At 52.0% G+C, this 17,503-nt stretch carries 13 protein-coding genes; 2 read left to right on the top strand and 11 right to left on the bottom strand.

Annotated elements, in window-relative coordinates; all coding sequences use genetic code 11:
* Nucleotides 1-10: 10 nt before the first annotated feature.
* From Q0Y46_RS02645 to Q0Y46_RS02610, 8 genes are all read right to left on the bottom strand, one after another.
* Nucleotides 11-1,663 carry a MotA/TolQ/ExbB proton channel family protein gene (locus tag Q0Y46_RS02645; RefSeq protein WP_297944560.1) on the bottom strand — a complete coding sequence of 551 codons (1,653 nt, stop codon included), beginning with the start codon at nt 1,661-1,663 and terminating at the stop codon, nt 11-13.
* Nucleotides 1,660-2,487 carry a DUF3450 family protein gene (locus tag Q0Y46_RS02640; RefSeq protein WP_295681039.1) on the bottom strand — a complete coding sequence of 276 codons (828 nt, stop codon included), beginning with the start codon at nt 2,485-2,487 and terminating at the stop codon, nt 1,660-1,662. The genes Q0Y46_RS02645 and Q0Y46_RS02640 overlap by 4 nt, the downstream gene beginning before the upstream one ends.
* 80 nt (nt 2,488-2,567) lie before the next feature.
* Nucleotides 2,568-4,232, bottom strand: coding sequence for a hypothetical protein (locus tag Q0Y46_RS02635; protein ID WP_297944557.1), 1,665 nt, complete (start codon nt 4,230-4,232; stop codon nt 2,568-2,570).
* Between the two features lies 1 nt (nt 4,233).
* Nucleotides 4,234-6,801 carry a TonB-dependent receptor plug domain-containing protein gene (locus Q0Y46_RS02630; RefSeq protein WP_297944555.1) on the bottom strand — a complete coding sequence of 856 codons (2,568 nt, stop codon included), beginning with the start codon at nt 6,799-6,801 and terminating at the stop codon, nt 4,234-4,236.
* A 137-nt stretch (nt 6,802-6,938) separates the two neighbouring features.
* Nucleotides 6,939-9,350 carry a caspase family protein gene (locus Q0Y46_RS02625; RefSeq protein ID WP_297944553.1) on the bottom strand — a complete coding sequence of 804 codons (2,412 nt, stop codon included), beginning with the start codon at nt 9,348-9,350 and terminating at the stop codon, nt 6,939-6,941.
* Between the two features lie 8 nt (nt 9,351-9,358).
* Nucleotides 9,359-10,156, bottom strand: coding sequence for a hypothetical protein (locus Q0Y46_RS02620; protein ID WP_297944548.1), 798 nt, complete (start codon nt 10,154-10,156; stop codon nt 9,359-9,361).
* Nucleotides 10,153-10,656 (bottom strand): sigma-70 family RNA polymerase sigma factor, encoded by a 504-nt coding sequence (locus Q0Y46_RS02615; protein WP_295681026.1) that lies wholly within the window; start codon nt 10,654-10,656, stop codon nt 10,153-10,155. The genes Q0Y46_RS02620 and Q0Y46_RS02615 overlap by 4 nt, the downstream gene beginning before the upstream one ends.
* Before the next feature lie 98 nt (nt 10,657-10,754).
* Nucleotides 10,755-11,354, bottom strand: coding sequence for a flavodoxin family protein (locus Q0Y46_RS02610; RefSeq protein WP_297944545.1), 600 nt, complete (start codon nt 11,352-11,354; stop codon nt 10,755-10,757).
* 212 nt (nt 11,355-11,566) lie between these two features.
* On the opposite strand from Q0Y46_RS02610, the gene Q0Y46_RS02605 reads away from it, so the two are divergent.
* A complete protein-coding gene (locus tag Q0Y46_RS02605; RefSeq protein ID WP_297944542.1) occupies nt 11,567-13,486 on the top strand; it encodes an LTA synthase family protein in 1,920 nt (639 codons plus the stop codon).
* Nucleotides 13,487-13,565: 79 nt separating this feature from the next.
* Here Q0Y46_RS02605 and Q0Y46_RS02600 read toward each other — a convergent pair whose 3' ends face one another.
* Together Q0Y46_RS02600 and Q0Y46_RS02595 are read right to left on the bottom strand one after the other, a co-directional pair.
* Nucleotides 13,566-14,843, bottom strand: coding sequence for an O-acetylhomoserine aminocarboxypropyltransferase/cysteine synthase family protein (locus Q0Y46_RS02600; protein WP_297944539.1), 1,278 nt, complete (start codon nt 14,841-14,843; stop codon nt 13,566-13,568).
* A gap of 141 nt (nt 14,844-14,984) precedes the next feature.
* Nucleotides 14,985-15,776 carry an FISUMP domain-containing protein gene (locus tag Q0Y46_RS02595; protein WP_297944536.1) on the bottom strand — a complete coding sequence of 264 codons (792 nt, stop codon included), beginning with the start codon at nt 15,774-15,776 and terminating at the stop codon, nt 14,985-14,987.
* Between the two features lie 55 nt (nt 15,777-15,831).
* Here Q0Y46_RS02595 and Q0Y46_RS02590 point away from each other — a divergent pair, with 55 nt between their 5' ends.
* Nucleotides 15,832-16,743: a DMT family transporter gene (locus tag Q0Y46_RS02590; RefSeq protein WP_297944533.1), complete on the top strand. Its 912-nt coding sequence runs from the start codon at nt 15,832-15,834 to the stop codon at nt 16,741-16,743.
* A 14-nt stretch (nt 16,744-16,757) separates the two neighbouring features.
* Here Q0Y46_RS02590 and Q0Y46_RS02585 read toward each other — a convergent pair whose 3' ends face one another.
* Nucleotides 16,758-17,495, bottom strand: a complete 738-nt coding sequence (locus Q0Y46_RS02585) for a lysoplasmalogenase family protein (protein ID WP_297944530.1) — start codon at nt 17,493-17,495, stop codon at nt 16,758-16,760.
* Nucleotides 17,496-17,503 lie beyond the last annotated feature (8 nt).

Below are 17,503 nucleotides of genomic sequence, written 5' to 3'. Positions count from 1 at the left end.
CCAAGGGAACTTAAACGGTCTCCTTTCCAAAAATGCGGTTTAAAAGGGCTGTACTTTGCACATACATTTCGCTAGTGACTTTTTCAATCTTTTCGCTCAGGAGGCCGTGCAGGATCATCACGGGGATGGCGATGACAAGGCCGGTCTCCGTAGTCACGAGGGCTTCGGAAATACCGCCGGCAAGCACACGCGCGTCGTTCGTACCCACTTCGGTAATCACGGTAAAGAGCGTGATGATACCCGTCACCGTACCCAAAAGGCCGAGCAGCGGAGCAATCGTCCCCATGGCGGCAAGCAAGCCCATGCGGCGTTCAAGTTTCGGCTGTTCGCGGAGCAGGGCCTCCTGCAAGGAGCGCTCGGCATCTTCGCGCGCTTCGCGGGCGCGATTGAGCACGGCGAACAGCACCATCGAAAGGCTCGTTTCCTTCTTGAGGCAAAGGTTTGCCGCATCCTCGTAACGGGATTCCTTCACCATGCCGTTCAGCTTCCGGATAAAGCGGCGGCTCAGATGTCCGCGGTAAGAAAGCACCAAGAAGCGTTCCAGGCAAAGCAGCAAAGCAAAAATTGCGACAAGGGCGAGCGGGTACATCACGATGCCACCCTTCTTGAAGAACGCGTAAAGTTCTTCGCTCCAGGTGAGTTCCTTCGTGTCGGTAATCGCATTCTTGATTGCCTTGTTCTGCAAAACATCCAGCGGAATGTTCACAATCGTGTGTTCCGGAGCAAGCGTCACGGCCTGCTTCACGTTCGCGGCCATTTCGGGCGGAAGATTTGCATTCCATTCGAACACCTTGCCCTGCAAAGCACCCGAGCGGAGCAATGCCTGCACTTCGCCATTGTCCACGGCGACTTCGCCCAGGAACACCGTACCGAGACGCAAGCGGTTCACGTTCACATCGGGGCGGTTGCCCACCTGCGAAACCTCGCGGCCGTAAGACTGCGTGTAGGTCAGTTCCTGGCGCAAAAGCAAATCCGTCAGGTAACCGCGGGCAGCACCCAGCGTGTTCGGGTTCTGCGCATCGGCCTCGGCAGCGGCCTGCTTCAGGCGCAGCAGGCGGCCGTTCATGCCCACGGGATAGTCGCCCGTCACCTCGCCGAGCGTCTTGTCGATAGAAAGCTTCACCTGCGTGTTCAGCGCATCGTAGGCGGACTCTTCGGCCTTCGCATTTTCTTCGGCCTCGCCCGTCACGTTCTTGCTCGCCATCACTTCTTCGTTGACGCGGCCCAAGTCCGTCGAGAGCTTGGAATAGCGGCCATCGAGTTCGCGCGTTTCTGCCTGGTGTTCCTCGGTCAGTTGCGATTCAGCGTAGCGCTTTTTCCAGTGTTCCGCTTCCATTTTTTCGAGCGAGTCGGCCTTCTGCAAACGGATGCGGGTCAGCGTTTCGACTTCGCGCTGCAGCGAGCGGACTTCTTCGAGCTGTAGGGAATCCTTGATGCGTTCCTGGTCTTCAGCAGTCGGCTTTTTCTCTTTCGATGACCACGGCCAAGCAAACGCCGACGACGCCAGGAGAACCAAAACCAACGACACCTTCATAAAACCTTCGAGCAACTTGACGGACCCTTCGGCAAGCTCAGGGCCCTTATTAAGGTCGGTGAGCTTGTCGAACCGCTCGTCTCTCGTCTCTAATCTCTCGCCTCTAGCCTCTAGTCTCTTATCTCTCATTTTCCACCTCCCACAACAGAGAGGCTCACCGGCAACTTCACGACCTGAGGCGGCTTTTTCGCCTGCTTTACATCAATCGCGAGCTTGACAGCGGCACGTTCTTCCAAGTTCAAATCTTCGTTCCATTCGTAAACGATATTACCGTTCTCGATTTTGCGCACAAGGCTACCGAAAACAGTTCCATTGTCGTCACTATAGACCATCCACTGGTTCCCGATGCGCAATATCGAGGCGTTGATGAGTTCGCCGTTCTTGCGCGTGAGCGGGCTGTTGATGATCGCCACCTCGTCGCCGAACCGAGTTTCTTCGGCGATAAGCGACTTGAGGCGAGAAAACGCTTCTTCTTCGCTGGCGTTCCCGCCCTCGATATCGCGGGTCAGGGATTTCACGCGGTCGAGCCTCGTGTCGCGTTCCCAGGGGAGCGTCTGGGCCACCTGGGATTCCAGCTGGCGGCAGACGGCGGAAAGCGCCGAGCGCAAGGCCTTGCGCTTTGCCGCGACGTTTTCGCTACGGTTCTTGGCGCGCGCCTGCTTGCCGCGTTCGTCTTGCAACTGTTCTGCGACATTGCGGATTTTCGCGTTCAAGCTGTCGATTTCGGCACGGCGGCGCTCCGTATCGGCCTTGTAACGCTGCTGCAGCGTCTTGTAACGGGAATCGTCTGCCTTGAGCATCGAATCCGTCGCGGCAATCTGCCGGTTCAGCTTCTGGATTTCGGAATTCAGCTTTTCTTTTTCAAGCTTGAGATCCTGAATTTCCGAGCTGCGATCCGCAAAGGCCGCACCCGCCAAAAGGAAAAATACAGTCAATAATACTCTTGTTTTCATAATCACCTTCTAAACACCTAAGCCTAACTCATTTGTCACCGTAAAAATTCCCATCCATAACAAAATTTCCATCGAAGCAATCACTGGCATTCCAACCCCTTGTCATCCATCTTACACCAATTTTCACAAGAACGGTTTCTCAAGTGATAGACAGTCTTCACTTTGTCCTTTTCTTTGACATCTTCATTCCAATAATAACTACAAATAGTTTCCACTTCCCGCTTCAATATGTTTGATTTCGGCTTTTCGATATAGTAACGACTCACAAGTGCAGAATTACACTGCGGATATTCCCTTGTATCCCAATCCCGGTCGGCACACCACATCCACAAATATTCCTTGCAGTTGTTCTTTTCAGGGCTTTCTATGCACTGTTCATACATTTCCGTACAATCCGCAATATGGTTGCTCTCAAAGTTGCTTGCCACGCAATAACGTTTCAGACCATCGCCATAAGCATTATTTTTATCTTTTTCATTAATCGTATCCGGCAAAAAGATAGACCACTTGGTTGTATCGAGCATCATCGCCGCCTTCACATGTGAAGCATAACATGACCTGACTGCTATATTGGGAACGCTATCTCTGTACAGTTTGTAAGCATTTTTGTTGGCACCCATTAAACCATCCTGCCAGGTATCCAAGTTTTCATCTCCCGCACAAATTGCATCCTTATAAAGCCTGCATGCCTTTGAATCCCAACTATCCGAAAAATCACCTTTCTCATTATGACACTGTTTTGAAGCAATATACCACATATTCACCCCAGTTCCTTCGACAAACAACTCAATCGTCGTCTTTGCCATCCCAGAAAAGACCCCCATGCCGTTCTCGATGTTGGATTCCGGAATAATTCTGGAATCGCTCACCGAGCCCTTCACCTTACTTTCATAGTCAATGTAGGCCGCATCGGTTGCATAGAAATCCACCGAGATTTTTCCCAAGGGCATCATCATGTTCATCAGGTAAAGCGTATCGAGTGCATAGTAGTCCGCCACCTTAGAATTCGACGTATAGCCCAAATTTTGCGAAGTCTCGAGCGGATCATGCAAGGCTATGCCCCTATACCCTAGTGAATCCTCTTCGGTCAACCCCTTGAGCATCTGGTTAATAGTCGTCTTTTGCGATTCCGCGTTTTCTTCAATCCCATAGTTCATCACAGAAAGGACTCCGCGCACAGAATGGTCGTAATCCAAGGCGCACTTGATGAATTCCATATCCATCGGAAATTCCAAGAATTGGACAGTGATCTCCTTATTTTTGTCATATTCCATCCACTTGTAACTTCCATCCTGCTGCGGAACGTTCAGGCCCTTGACACGGACGGCTTCCGGTATTTTCGCTTCAGCCTTGTATCTGGATTTTGCAGTATGGCCCGCGCTATCCCAAACGAAATAAGCTTCCATCGTGTAAGTTTCACCCACGACGCCTTTACCATTATAATCTTTAAAACAATTTGGCGAACCGCTTTGTTGCAAGACCATAGTGGTGTCAATAATTCTTTCTCCATAAACTGAGAAACGCCCACTTACCGTCACATAGGCACTGTCGTAAAAAATGAAGTCCTCCGCAGACGATTCATCCAAAGCGTAAACTTTCGAGAAGCAGATGTGCGAATTTTCCTCGGGCATAATATACCCATACGTGTAAATACCCAGATAAACATCCCGCTCTTCGGGATAGTAGTCCCACGGCCCATGGAAATCACCACAAGCCCCCAGCATAAGCGCAAACACAACAAGCATTCTAGAAATAATATTCATAGCTAACCATTATCGGTAAAAAGGGGAACTGCGCGATGGATGTCTTCTTGGGAGGGTTCTTGCTCGTATCGTAGAATGTGTAGAACATGTTTTCGTGGTCTGTCAAGTTGATGATCGTCCAACTGAAATTCCACTTGTCTTCTTTTCCAATATCGATCGGTTTCACGTCGATGCGGAAGTAATCCGTCTGGCGCCCGGCATTGCGGCTACCCGGCAACACCGTAATTTCGTCCGAGTACTGCTGGCTTCCAATTTCTTCGGGATAGTAGTAGCCCAGGTATTCGCTGATAGGCATGCCTGCAGAGTACTTGAGAATCACGGAAGAGCGGAAATAGCGGCCTTTTTTCCTGTGTTTCCGGAGAGAGTTCTCGTCGCCCTTCCAGTTGATACCCGCATCCATCTTGAGCGCGTAAGGCTGATGCCAACTGGGGAAATAGGGTTTAGAACCGTCATGAGTCTTGGCGACGCTGATGCTCTGGCTCCAGTTGATACCGCCAAACAGCCAGCCCCTATCCTTGCGCAGAGAAAGTTCGTAACCAAAGGAATAAGCTTCCGCCGTGCCGAACCCGTCGGCAATCACGAAGTCGTCCGAAGCCGTTTCCTCGTTGCTGTCGAGCACCGCCTGGAACGTGTTCAAGTTATTCTGCGTCTTGTAATAGACACCTACGGTCGCATCGTAATCCTCGAAGATGTTGCGCTGGCTGTATTCCGCGGCAAACAGCCACGAAGACGCGGGCTTGATATGCTTGCCCTTGGTCGTGGTCGTCGCCGGATAATAGAATTCGTTCAGCGTTTCCTGGTCGGTGTAGACGATGGAATTCAAGTATTGCAGGTAATAGCCACCGTACAGTTCAACCGTCTTGTTCTCGTCCACGTTGACCGTGAAGGAGGCGCGGGGTTCGACACCGAAGTGTTCAGCCGCCGTCTGGTAATTGAAGCGCATGCCGTATTGCAACAGGTAATCGGGAGCAAACTTCCAGGCATCCTGCAAGTAGGCCACATGGTGGAACGGCTTCTGGATATCGGTAATGCTTATCGTGGCGATGGCTTCCTGGTAACGTTCGTAGTCGTATTCCAATTCGTAGCCAAAGGTTATCGTGTGGTTAGCAATGCCGCGGTAATTCAGCCACTGCTTACCGGCAAAGGTGTAGAGGTACATCTCGATAGACATGAGATCGCTAATTTTCATGGTCTGGTAGAACTCGCTGAATGCGAGAGTCATATTGTAATCCCAGTTCCCGTTAAAGCGATGGTAGAAATTCAACGGAATGGCGATGTTACCCCAGTCCATGTAGAGAGGATCAAAACTCAGACGGTCCTTACCCACATAGTAGCTGAACTTGATGCGTGTATCGTCAGTAAAGTTGTACATGAACGTGCCCTGCAAGTCCGTAAATTCGTAATCTAGTTCCAGGTCCAGAATGCCGATAGCATTGCAGAGGTCAAGCATGTAGCCGATGTAGGTGGTACGTCCTGCAAACACCCAGCGGGCCGGGCCCTGGTGTCCTTCGGTGTGGGCTTGTGCGGCAAACGTGCTTATCTTGAGACTTGACTTGCTGAACCACTCGTTGACTGTGTCCTGGCCACCGGCGCGTCCGTCCATCTTGAGCACGGAACTCAGGCGGTTGCCGTACTGCGCCGGGAAACCGCTCTTGTAGAACTGCACGTCGTCGATGCCTTCCACGAGGAAGGTGCTGAACAGGCCGAAGAAATGCACCGGGGAATACACCACCGCGTTGTCGAACAAGAAGAGGTTCTGGTCGGCGGCACCACCGCGCACGTAAATCTTGGAACTGAAATCGGAACTCGCGACCACGCCCGGGAGCGCCTGCACACTCTTGATGACGTCCGCTTCGGCAAGGCCCGGCATGCGCTTGATAGATTTCGCGGTCACAACGGATTCGCCCGGCTTGCGCTTGGGACGGCGACGCAGCTGCACCACGACTTTCTTGAGTTCGGTGACCTTCGTGTTGTCACCCCCGGCAAGAAGCGCGTCCACATCCACGTCCTCGGCGGGCTTTTTTGCCTGTGCAGAATCTTTCGAGTCTTGAGCCTCGGGCCCCGAGCCCTCCGTCTTGGCAGTGGTCGGTTCGGCAGGCTTGCTTCGGCCGAGCTCAGCACTGGCACCGACCTTGGCGGAATCAGGTCCCTGAGCCACGCTCTCGTCTTTCGTCTCTGCGCTCTCGTCTACAAAAGCCTCTCCCAATGCCTGCGAGAAACTGCCTTCGGAGCCCGTATACACAAGTTCGTAGCATTTTTCCTTCTCGGCACCCGCCGTATCGGAATTGGTAACGCAAATGTTCCAGAGAGTATCTTCGGGAAGCACGACGCTGAAAGGCGTGCCGACTGTCGTCTGCAAAGCCTCGCCCGATTCAAGGATTTCCACATTCAGTTTTTCACCCGCAGCAAAGGAAGAATCCTGCACCACGCCGTTAAAAACAATTCCCTGAACCTTCGCAGAATCTCCAACAACGGCATCGGACGCGCTCGGCTCCTGTGCCATGGCGGCAAGAGCCGCCAACAAAACGATAATGCCAGTATAGATTTTCAACAAAATTCTCGTATTTTAGTAAAAAATAGCAAATAGGAAACCCTATTTGCCCTTGTAACACCTGATAAAGATGAATGTGTTACTTATTTGCAAAAAAAAAAGACCGCAGTTTTGCGGTCTTTGAGATTGTGGAGTACTTAAAACCTTCCGACGGTCAAACCGGCGTAGAAGCCAGGCCACCAGCGAGCCTTGTGCTTTTCGGAGCCGAAGTCGTCGTGGTATTCGCTCAGGGGCTTCAGGTAAATGCCGTCACCGTAGCCAATAGTAGCCATGTTGAGCGTTCCCCCGATAGAAAGGCCGACAAGCGGAACAAGCTGGCTCGTATAGCCCAGGCGCAGACGGTGGTGATAGCCGACATCGTCGTCAAACATCCTGCCCTTGCATATATTCAGGAACATGTATTCCAGTTCAGCGTGGCTTCCGTACTTGCCGAACTGCGTACCGAAACCGACACCATTTTCATACACATCGCTGAAGTGTTCGAATTCCGTACCTTTTTCGATAAGGCGCCCGCCTTCAAACGAGGTGAAGAAATAGGCCGTTCCGAATCGAAGTGCGAGATCGAGTGCGCCCATTTCGTTCATGGAAGTCGTTGCGGACCACACGCCATTGCCGACAATGCTCAAGAAACCGATCGGCGTCTTCTCGCATTTTGCACAGACGTTCACAAAACCTATCTGGCGATTAGTCGCATGCCTCTCGTAGTTCGCGTAGCCGATCTGCACCCCACCAGTACCGCCGTTCACGTTTGCAAAGCCGACCTGGACATTCGAAGAGTCCCTGGCCACGTTAGCAAAGCCTGCCTGCAGGCCCGACGAAGTTACACCCACATTGAGAAAACCAAAACCGAACCGTCCGTGCCCCATGTAGTTGGCAAAGCCGACCTGGACATTCGAAGAGTCCCTGGCCACGTTAGCGAAGCCTGCCTGCAGGCCCGACGAAGTTACGCCCACATTGAGAAAACCAAAACCGAACCGTCCGTGCCTCATGTAGTTGGCAAAACCCGCCTGCATAAAGCTCACCGTGTCGGCACCGAAGTTTACGTATCCCAGCTGCATACCGTGGGAGGGGTTACGTACGACGTTCACGAAACTGACCTGCAATCCATCGAACTCGCCAGCGTAATTGAAAACCGTAGATGCCTGGGCACCTTCAATCCTGTCGCGGGCCATGTTCAAGCCGAACGTCAGCTGCATGCCGTGAATTTCCTTTTTCGCCGCATTTGCAAACAAGCTTACCTGCGAACCCAGCATGTAGTCGTGAGTCATGGTAGCGAAAAGGCCATACTGCATGCCCTTGCGGGGTTCCTTGTCGGTATCCACAAGATTGAACGTCACACGATATTTTCCGTTATGATCCAAAGAGTCCAGGGAATGTTGCACAGAATCGGTACGGTTCGCCTTCCCGATTTCGCCGCGGAGCGTCGTCTTTTCGGTAGAAACCTGTGCAAACTGCTTCTGCGAAAGACGGGCACGGTAGTTGTCCTGGAGAGTAACGCTCGCTTCCTTGTATTCGGCAGGGCGTTCCAGGCGAATGTTGTACTTACCGGCCGGGAAGCCGAGGCTCATGGCACGTCCGCCCTTTTTGTAAAGTTCGGCGACCAACTCACCTTTCTCGTCACGGATAAACAGGCGGCCATCTACGTCTTCGTCCAGTTCCAGCCCAGCGCTTGTACTGCGCAGATCCGTCATCACCACATCGCCCGTACCGGCAAGGTTCATGTCGCGGCTCGGATGCTGGGCACCGCCCAATGTCGTCTCGGTCTTTTGCAAAGTCTCGTTGAAAGCGAACTGGTAGGCCTCGGACAAGGTCACCTTGCCATCGCCGCTCAGGTCGCCGGCGCCGCGCATACCGCTCACCAGGGAATGCGTAAAGAAGGATCCCCTCAGCTTATCGCTTTCCTGGCTCGATTCGTCTTGCGTACTGCTCGTGATAAAGGCGTAACCCTTCATGTCGCTGCTCTGGTCCACCATGAACGCAGGCACTGCCACACCGCCCTTGAGGCGGGTAATCGCACCGGAACCGCATGCATCGATAACGGCAATCTTCACGTCGGCATGCAAGGCATCAATGCGCTTGCGGAATTCCTGCCAACCGTACAGTTCGTTACCGAGACGCAGTCCCTTTTCATCGGCATGGCCGCTGTAGTACACCAGCACCTCTTCGCGAGAACTACCGGCACCCGCCGTTTTCTTCTTGGCTCGCGCAGCCTGGATTTTCTCGTCCAAGGCATTGAGCTCGCGCTGCAAATCGGCGACTTTCGGTTCCTTGACCATCATGATGTTCTGCTTCGATACACCACCCATCTGGGAAAGCACATTTGCAAAGGAACGCGCATCGGATTCAGCATAACGCAACTTCGGGCGATCCTTGCCACCGTTATTCGCACTCACCGCAAAAACGTAGCGGTCAATCGCAATCGGCCCTTGCCCTTCGGAGGCATTCGCCTTGCCAGCAAGGACGAGCAACGCCGCAAGGCACACAAAACAAATGACAATCGACTGCGTATAAAAATCACAAAGCGCTATTTTCTTCAGCAAATTCTTCATACATCCTCCTACTTCGCCACCTTGTGCAACGTGATAGATACGTTGCTTATTTCCTTGTTCTTGAACACGGCATCAATATTGTCGACATCGACAGCAAAACCCGCCTTTGACGTTAGCAAGAAGAACTTTTCGAATTTCGGAGCATTGTCCAGTTTGTATGCGAACGGGAGAGTCGTCATCTTGCCAGGTTCAAGTACGATGGCGCGATTATTGTCGCCCATATGCATCGTGATAGTGCCGTTGCCGTCCATGCTAAAGAGGAGCCCGTAGCATTTTTCGGGCACAGAATAGCGCAACTGGATTTCGTCGCCTTCGCTGGCAGCGTCCAGATTCTGCATCTGCACGGCACTGTCCCCCGTCTTTTTCCAAACTTCCATGCGGGCATCCATGCCCTTGATGCGCGTACCGTTATCCTCATCGACCATCGCGACTTCCATTGCAGATTCCGCAGAGCCATCGCTTGCGAGCTGCCCGCCAACACCTTGGCTGGCAATCTCGCGCTGGCTGAACAGCGCAACAGAAACCACCGCAAGCACAAAGGCCGCAGCGGCAGCGAACTTCACGAGCCTGAAATTCACAGGCACCATATTGCCTGCAGAATTCGAACGTTCCGGCATCGCATCCAGTTTTTCGGAAAGCCTTTCAAAAGGCATCTTGCGGAGAATCGCCGCATTATCTTCGCGCATGAGTTTCACGCGCTGGGCGAAAATCTCGTCCTTTTGCTCGAGTTCGCGAATCTCGCGCATCTCGCTTTCGGGCAGGTCGCCCGTCAAGTATCGTTCCAGTTTCCAATCGGGGATCATCACTTTACCTCCAGATTTTTTACCTTGGCTTGCAAACCACGCAAGCGCTTGCGCACGCCACTCACCGAAAGTCCTACCTCGCGGGCAGTTTCCTCGAGCGTCATGCCATCTACATAGTGTAACACCGCAATAGTCCTTGTCGATTCCTGTTCCCGCGAAAAAATTTTTGCGAGAAGGTTTTTCGCTTCGAAAGAGTCCTGTTCATCGTCGGCACAAGCAATAGAGAGAAGCAGTTCACTCGTATTGCAATCGAGCCCACGGCGTTTCTTGTCGCGGATACGGTTGAGGCAGAGCCTCGTCGCCGTATTCCACAAAAGACTCGACGGCTGCGATACATCCAGGCTGTCCCAGCGTTCAAACACGCGCAAAAACACGTTCTGCACCATGTCTTCGGCTTCGGATTCGTCCTTCAAGAGCATCATGGAGCGGCGGAAAACCATCGGGGCGTATGCCTCGTAGAGTTTCGATAATGCCATGCGGTCTGCGGGATTTGTCCTTTCCATGCCTGTGTAACACCAATGGAGGTCAAAAGTGTTACCTCAAATTTAGAAAATAGTGATTAGTGGTTGGTGGTTAGTGGTTAGGAGAATGGCATCGGGTCTTAAACACAGCGCACACCCATATTATAGGCTTTCTTGCCTACCCGTTCGGGGAGCTCCTGAAGCTTTCGCGTCCCAGGAATTGCAATTTTTCCGCAAATTTTGAACCCGGATGTCCCTAAAACCTCCTTGAGGGCGCGAAAAACACCGGTTGTCTGCCCGCATAGCACGTCGAACGGGAACGGGGTCGTGCAGCTCGTAATCACATAGGCCTGCTTGCCCTTGTGTTTAGGAATCGGGATCCCCACCTTGGTCTCGCCCATCAGCACATACACCAAGCGGTCGAAAAGCGTCTTCAGCACCCCAGGGATGTTGCCCCAATAGACCGGAGCCGCCACCACTAGCACGTCGCAGGCACGAACCAGCTCTGCAACTTTGTGGGCATCATCTACCGGTTGGCAGCAATTGCCATGCTTGCGGCAGTAAAGGCACGCCTTGCAAGGGGAAAAATTCAGGTCGTTCACGTTCAGAACATCCACATGGACCGATTCGCTAGAAAAATCATCGGTGCTTGCAGACCTTACGCCCTCAACAAAGCACTCCGACGCCTGTGAAGTCATCCCGCGCCTGCGCGGACTCGCATTCAATACTAAAATGTTCATTTTTGCAATCCTTTTTGGAGTTAAACACCGGAAGAGGGAGAAAGTGTTACTGGATGAGGGAGTAGGAAGTAGACAGTAGACAGTAGGAAGTAGGCAGTGGTTAGGATTAGACGAGAGAAAAAGTTGTTATTGCTCACGGCTCATCGCTCATGACTCATTACTCACTGCTCGAGCCTCGTGCCCCGAGCCTCATATTTCTATATTTACATTTCGTGAAAATCCGAACTCCTTCTCGCCGATTCATAGGCATTGTTCTAGGCATCGTCGCGTTCAGCACCTTCACAGCGATGGGCTATATCGAGGCAGCCATCCCCTTCGGCATCGCCTTCGCCTTCATCGGCCACAAAGAAATTGATACGACACCGCAAAAAAATACCATTTTTACTTTTATTTGGTTTTTTCTTGCCTGTTTCCTTTGTACCCAAGTCTCGCAAAGTTTCGCCGATACACATATCGGGCTCGTCATCATCGCGCACTGGAGGAATTTTGTCGCAGAACTCCTGATGCTCGCGACTTTCCCGCTGCTCCTGCTTGCCATCACGCTGAAACCGAGGCTTTCGTTTGCCGTAGGCGTCATCCCGTTTTTACTCCTTTCCCTCGCGAACTACTACATATTCAGCTTCCGCGGGAACGAGCTCACGCCCATGGACTTCCTGGCCATAGGGGTTGCCAAAGAAGTCGCCAACAACTACAATTTCGGCTGGTCGTTCAACCCCACCTGCGGGCTGTTCTCGTACCTGCTTATTTTGCACATGGGCTTCTGCCTCAAGCCCGCACAATTCAACAAGCGAAAGCTTGTACGCATTGTTTCTGCCATCTTGTGTGTGGCGGCGGCAGGCATTTCCATCGCGAGGCTCCCCTCCGTCTACGTGATGAGCTGGGAAAAGATGGGCTCGACCCACAACGGGTTCCTGGTCAACTTCTTCGCGCAGATTGTCACTACCCTCAAGCAGGCACCGGAAGGATACTCCTACGAGATTACGGAAAAAATCGCCGAACGCTACATCACACAAGATTCCAGTTCCGTCGTGACTGACTCCGCACACGCCGATTCCACCGCGGAACTCCCCTCCATCATCGTCATCATGGACGAGGCCTATGCCGACATCAGCACATTGAACCCGGAATTCGGCGACACGCTTTTCTACAAGACGCTCCACAAGAACACCGTCAAAGGGCTCGCGCTTTCGTCCGTCTATGGCGGTGGCACGGCCAACTCCGAATACGAATTCCTGACAGGCAATTCCATGGCGTTCTTCAACCACGGCATTTCCGTCTACCAGATGTACATCAAGGCGCCCGCCTACTCCATGGCAGCACACCTCAAAGGGCTCGGCTACGAAACCATCGCCACGCACCCCTTCCATAGGCAGGGCTGGTCCAGGGAAACAATCTGGCCGCTTCTCGGTTTCGAGACCACGACCTTCCTCGAAGACTACCCGCAAAAGAAAAAGCTCCGCGACTACGTGAGCGACCGGGAGATGTTCGAATACATCATCGGCAAGTTCGAACACAAGAAAAAGCCGCTGTTCCTTTACGGCGTTACCATGCAGAACCACAGCGGGTACAATCCCGACGACGAAAGCCAGAAACTCCAAGTCCCGCTGAAGCGTTACCCAGGATATCCCGATGCAGAACTCTACACGGGCCTTATCCGCGAATCCGACAAGGCCCTGAAATACCTGCTACACTATTTTGAACAAGTCAAAGAAAAAGTCGTCATCGTGTTCTACGGGGATCACTTTCCAGGGCTGAATAAAGAATTCTACAAAGAAGTCTATGGCAAGGAATTTACGTCCCTGAAGGAACGCCAGAAGTTGTACAAAGTTCCCTTCTTCGTGTGGACAAACTACGAATCAAAATCCATAGACGTCCCCCTGACAAGCCTCAACTACCTGAGCAACTATGTGTACAAGGTCGCAGGCATCGAGTTCCCGGCCTACAACCGCTTCCTGAGCGATATGCAGGAGCAAATCCCCGCCATGAATTCCTGGGGATTCTATTCCACAACGCATCACAAGTTCCTGAACTACAACTATGCCGACGGTAAAGAAAAGAAGATGCTGCAGGAATACAGGATGTTGCAATACAACTCCATCTTCGACAACAAGCGGAATATTATTTTCAAGTGATTAACGGGCATCGCGCCTAACAAAAAATCCCGCAGCATTTCTGCCACGGGATGATTTTAAAAGCTACGAAATAACGCGATTACACCTTGTCGAGGGCCTGCGTGAGGTCGGCGATGATGTCTTCGACGTTCTCGATACCCACGCTGAAGCGGATCAGGTCCGGAGCGACACCGGCTTCGATGAGCTGTTCGTCGCTGAGCTGGCGGTGCGTGTGGCTTGCCGGGTGCAGCACGCAGCTGCGGGCGTCGGCCACGTGGGTCACGATGCAGATCATCTTGAGGCTGTCCATGAACTGGATGGACTTTTCACGGCCGCCCTTGATACCGAACGTGAGAACGCCGCACGGGAGGCCGCCCTTGAACTGCTTCTGGGCGAGTTCATAGTACTTGTCGCCTTCGAGGCCAGCGTAGTTGACCCAGGCCACCTTCGGATGGTTCTTGAGGAACTTGGCGCAAGCGAGAGCGTTTTCGCAGTGGCGCGGCATGCGAAGGTGAAGCGTTTCGAGACCGACGTTCAGGAGGAACGCATTCTGCGGAGACTGGATGGAACCGAAGTCGCGCATGAGCTGGGCAGTCGCCTTCGTGATGTAGGCACCCTTGCCGAAAGCCTTCGTGTAGGCGAGGCCGTGGTAGCTCGGATCCGGTTCGGTGAGGCCCTTGAAACGGTCGTGATTTGCTTCCCAGTCGAAGTTGCCGCTATCCACAATGCAGCCACCCACAGCCATCGCGTGGCCGTCCATGTACTTGGTCGTGGAGTGCGTCACGATGTCAACGCCGAATTCAATCGGGCGGCAGAGAATCGGGGTCGGGAACGTGTTATCCACAATCATCGGAACGCCGTGCTTGTGGGCGATGTCAGCAAAGCGCTTGAGGTCCAAGACCTTGCCGGCCGGGTTGGCGACCGTTTCGCCGAAGAGGCACTTAGTGTTCGGGCGGAAAGCCTTCTCGATTTCTTCATCGCTGGCGTCCTGGTCCACGAACGTGCATTCGATGCCGAGCTTCTTCATCGTGACGGAGAAGAGGTTGCTCGTGCCGCCGTAAATAGCGCTCGTACTAATGAAGTGGTCACCCGCTTCGCAGATGTTGAAGACGGCGTAGAAGTTGGCTGCCTGACCGGAACTCGTGAGCATCGCAGCCACACCACCTTCGAGCGCGGCAATCTTGTTGGCGACAGCGTCGTTGGTCGGGTTCTGCAGACGCGTGTAGAAGTAGCCGCTGGCCTTCAAGTCGAACAGGTCCGCCATGTCGTTGGTGGTTTCGTACTTGAAAGTGGTGCTCTGGTAGATGGGAAGAACGCGCGGTTCGCCGTTCTTCGGCTGCCAACCGCCCTGGATGCAAAGAGTTTCGATCTTGGACATATTTGCCTCTTGTTTAATTTCAAATCCAAATATAAATAGTGAGGTATGTTAGACGAGAGTCCACACCATTTTGATAGGCAAATATAGAAAAACCCTATTGCTTGTCAATGCATTTATGCAAATATCTGCATAAGTTTTGCGTTATCTCTTTACACAGCGAACGGAAAGCCCATAGTATTTGTTTATCACATCCGTAGTCTTGACATCGCGATAATCAGAAACATAGTCCTCCGGAGCAAAGTATTCCGCAAACGCTCCATACGCATTCCCATGATCATTCGAAGTCCAAATATAAGCCGCCTTGCCACCGTCGCGCCATTCAACAACATGTGTGGGGTCGGCAAGAGGGTGCTCATATATGTTATCTTCATATAGGTAGCCTGCAGGAAGAATATTTAAACCAAATTCATCGGTACCATTCCAATCCGTTGCGGACTTCATCATTCGATTCGCGTAATTTGTTTCTCCACTTGGCGCGTAACGGGACAGCCAGTCAAAATCGTAATAATTGATCAAACGCCATCCGTCAGGACAAACTCCCCGAACATCCCCCTTCAATTCCGTATATCCCGAAGTCAAGAAGCCCTGGTAACCAAATCCCTTGGCTTCGTCGCTGAATTCAGCGGCAGAATCAACCGCCGCGGCCCAAGTATAAAGGCGACCGTATTTTTCGCATTCATAACAGAAACTCTTGCCAATCTCAGGTTCAAAATTAAGATTCTGGGCCATCCATGTAACGGAGTCGTTGTATCTGTCCACGACGGTTACTGTTTTATAGACCTGTCCATCACGTTCGTCGACCATCGAGCCCTCGTAAACGCGGAAGTTAGGGACAGGTCCTGCCGATGAGGATTCATCATCAAAAAGGCAGGCGACGTTGAGACACGACAAGGACAAAGTCAAAATCAAAAGGATAAAGCGAATTTTCTTCATAGGAGCCCTTATATTTATAGGCTAAATATAGGTAAAAAAACTATCTTTGCCCCCGATGACACCCACACGAAACAACATAGCTCTCTGGCACCTACTCGCCATCATAACGATTGCATTCTGGGGCACGAGTTTCGTGAGCACGAAGGTACTGCTGAACCACGGATTTAGCGCCGTGCAGATTTTCACGTTGCGTTTTGCGGTCACCTACCTGATTCTCCTCGCGGCATCGCACAGCAAGTTCCGTTGCGAAAACTGGAAGCACGAACTCATTATGTTCATCTGCGGCATCACCGGATGCACGCTCTACTTTTGGACAGAGAACACAGCACTATCGCTTTCGCCATCAAGCAACGTCGCCCTCATCGTCTGCACGAACCCGCTGCTCATCATGATTCTCGGTGGGCTCATCTACAAAAGCGAACGGCTCAACAAGCGCCAGATTTTCGGGTGCCTAATTACGTTTGTCGGGATGGTACTCGTAGTACTGAATGGCAAGTTCATCCTGAAGCTTTCGCCCGCAGGCGACCTACTCGCCTGTTGCGCCGGGCTCATGTGGGCCGCCTATTCGTTAATCGTCAAGCAACTGAACGGCAAGTACAACACGCTCTTTATCACGCGTAGGATGTTCTTTTATGGGACCCTCACTTCGATTCCTGCGTTATTCATAGAGGCAGGAACTTGTAGCCACAAAGCCCTTAATATCCCGTGGCAGAATTTTACGGAACCCGTCGTTACACTCAACTTTTTGTGCCTTACGGTATTCTCGTCGCTGTTCGGTTACCTCATCTGGAACAAGGTGCTAAAGCAACTCGGCACAGTGCTCGCCAGCAACTATGGCTACGCCCTCCCCATGGTAACGATGATTACCGCAGTCATCGCACTCGGTGAACGCATCACGCCTATCGCCATCGCCGGGGCGGTTGCGATTATCGCAGGAATGGTCTTAGCCGAGATAAAACGGAAATAATATTCGCATCAAAGTTACGCTTTTTGCTTATATCCGCTAAGGGCAAGCAGGGCAAGCGCCGGGACATAGAAGATCCAAACGAAGTTATGCGTCACGGTAGCGACAATTTCTTGAACGCTGTGGTCTACCGAGACCAAGCCCGACAACCCCACACATATATCGCAGCAAGCAAACAGGACCATTCCCCACTTGATACACTTCGCATTCGTCGCAGGGTAATAACCGATTCTAGGAGTTAGCCACGCTACAAGGGCGGAACATGCGATAAATATGCTATAAGATATCATAATCGGAGGCATCAGCTTCTCGAAAACACCAACCCAGTAAAGCAACGCCATGAGGAGCATCGTACCGAGCGGAATGTACAGAATCTTGGGAAAATGTTTATCCACATCACTCTTGCGTGTATGACGAATGATATACAATGTCTGTACAACCATAAACAAACAAACACCAGTCAAATTGTCATGCAAAATTTTAAAGCAAAAATCCGCACACAAAGACAACAAAAAGCCCGCCTGCAAAAGGCGTCTATCCCTTGTACAAAATCCACTACGACCGATAAGCAAAACGATAATTGTCATGACGGCTGTGGTGGCAAACTTCGCAACGTCCTGATAACCGTGCCCATCCATAAGACACTGTTCAACCGCACCACAGCGGTAAAAAACGAGCCAGTCCATCACCAGGAAAGACGCTGTAAGAATTGCAGCGAAGGCAAAAAGCAAACCGATGATTTTTTCCTTCTTCATTTTCTCAA

This window comes from uncultured Fibrobacter sp. (assembly GCF_947305105.1).
Lineage (GTDB): Bacteria > Fibrobacterota > Fibrobacteria > Fibrobacterales > Fibrobacteraceae > Fibrobacter.
The sequence above is the reverse complement of the archived record's forward strand: the minus strand, read 5'-3'. Positions and strand labels throughout refer to the sequence as shown.

Coding starts and splice junctions, on each gene's coding strand:
- Q0Y46_RS02625 (WP_297944553.1), bottom strand. CDS start 9,350: ATGAAGAATTTGCTGAAGAAAATAGCGCTTTGTGATTTTTATACGCAG.
- Q0Y46_RS02610 (WP_297944545.1), bottom strand. CDS start 11,354: ATGAACATTTTAGTATTGAATGCGAGTCCGCGCAGGCGCGGGATGACT.
- Q0Y46_RS02585 (WP_297944530.1), bottom strand. CDS start 17,495: ATGAAGAAGGAAAAAATCATCGGTTTGCTTTTTGCCTTCGCTGCAATT.
- Q0Y46_RS02595 (WP_297944536.1), bottom strand. CDS start 15,776: ATGAAGAAAATTCGCTTTATCCTTTTGATTTTGACTTTGTCCTTGTCG.
- Q0Y46_RS02645 (WP_297944560.1), bottom strand. CDS start 1,663: ATGAGAGATAAGAGACTAGAGGCTAGAGGCGAGAGATTAGAGACGAGA.
- Q0Y46_RS02635 (WP_297944557.1), bottom strand. CDS start 4,232: ATGCTTGTTGTGTTTGCGCTTATGCTGGGGGCTTGTGGTGATTTCCAT.
- Q0Y46_RS02640 (WP_295681039.1), bottom strand. CDS start 2,487: ATGAAAACAAGAGTATTATTGACTGTATTTTTCCTTTTGGCGGGTGCG.
- Q0Y46_RS02600 (WP_297944539.1), bottom strand. CDS start 14,843: ATGTCCAAGATCGAAACTCTTTGCATCCAGGGCGGTTGGCAGCCGAAG.
- Q0Y46_RS02615 (WP_295681026.1), bottom strand. CDS start 10,656: ATGGAAAGGACAAATCCCGCAGACCGCATGGCATTATCGAAACTCTAC.
- Q0Y46_RS02590 (WP_297944533.1), top strand. CDS start 15,832: ATGACACCCACACGAAACAACATAGCTCTCTGGCACCTACTCGCCATC.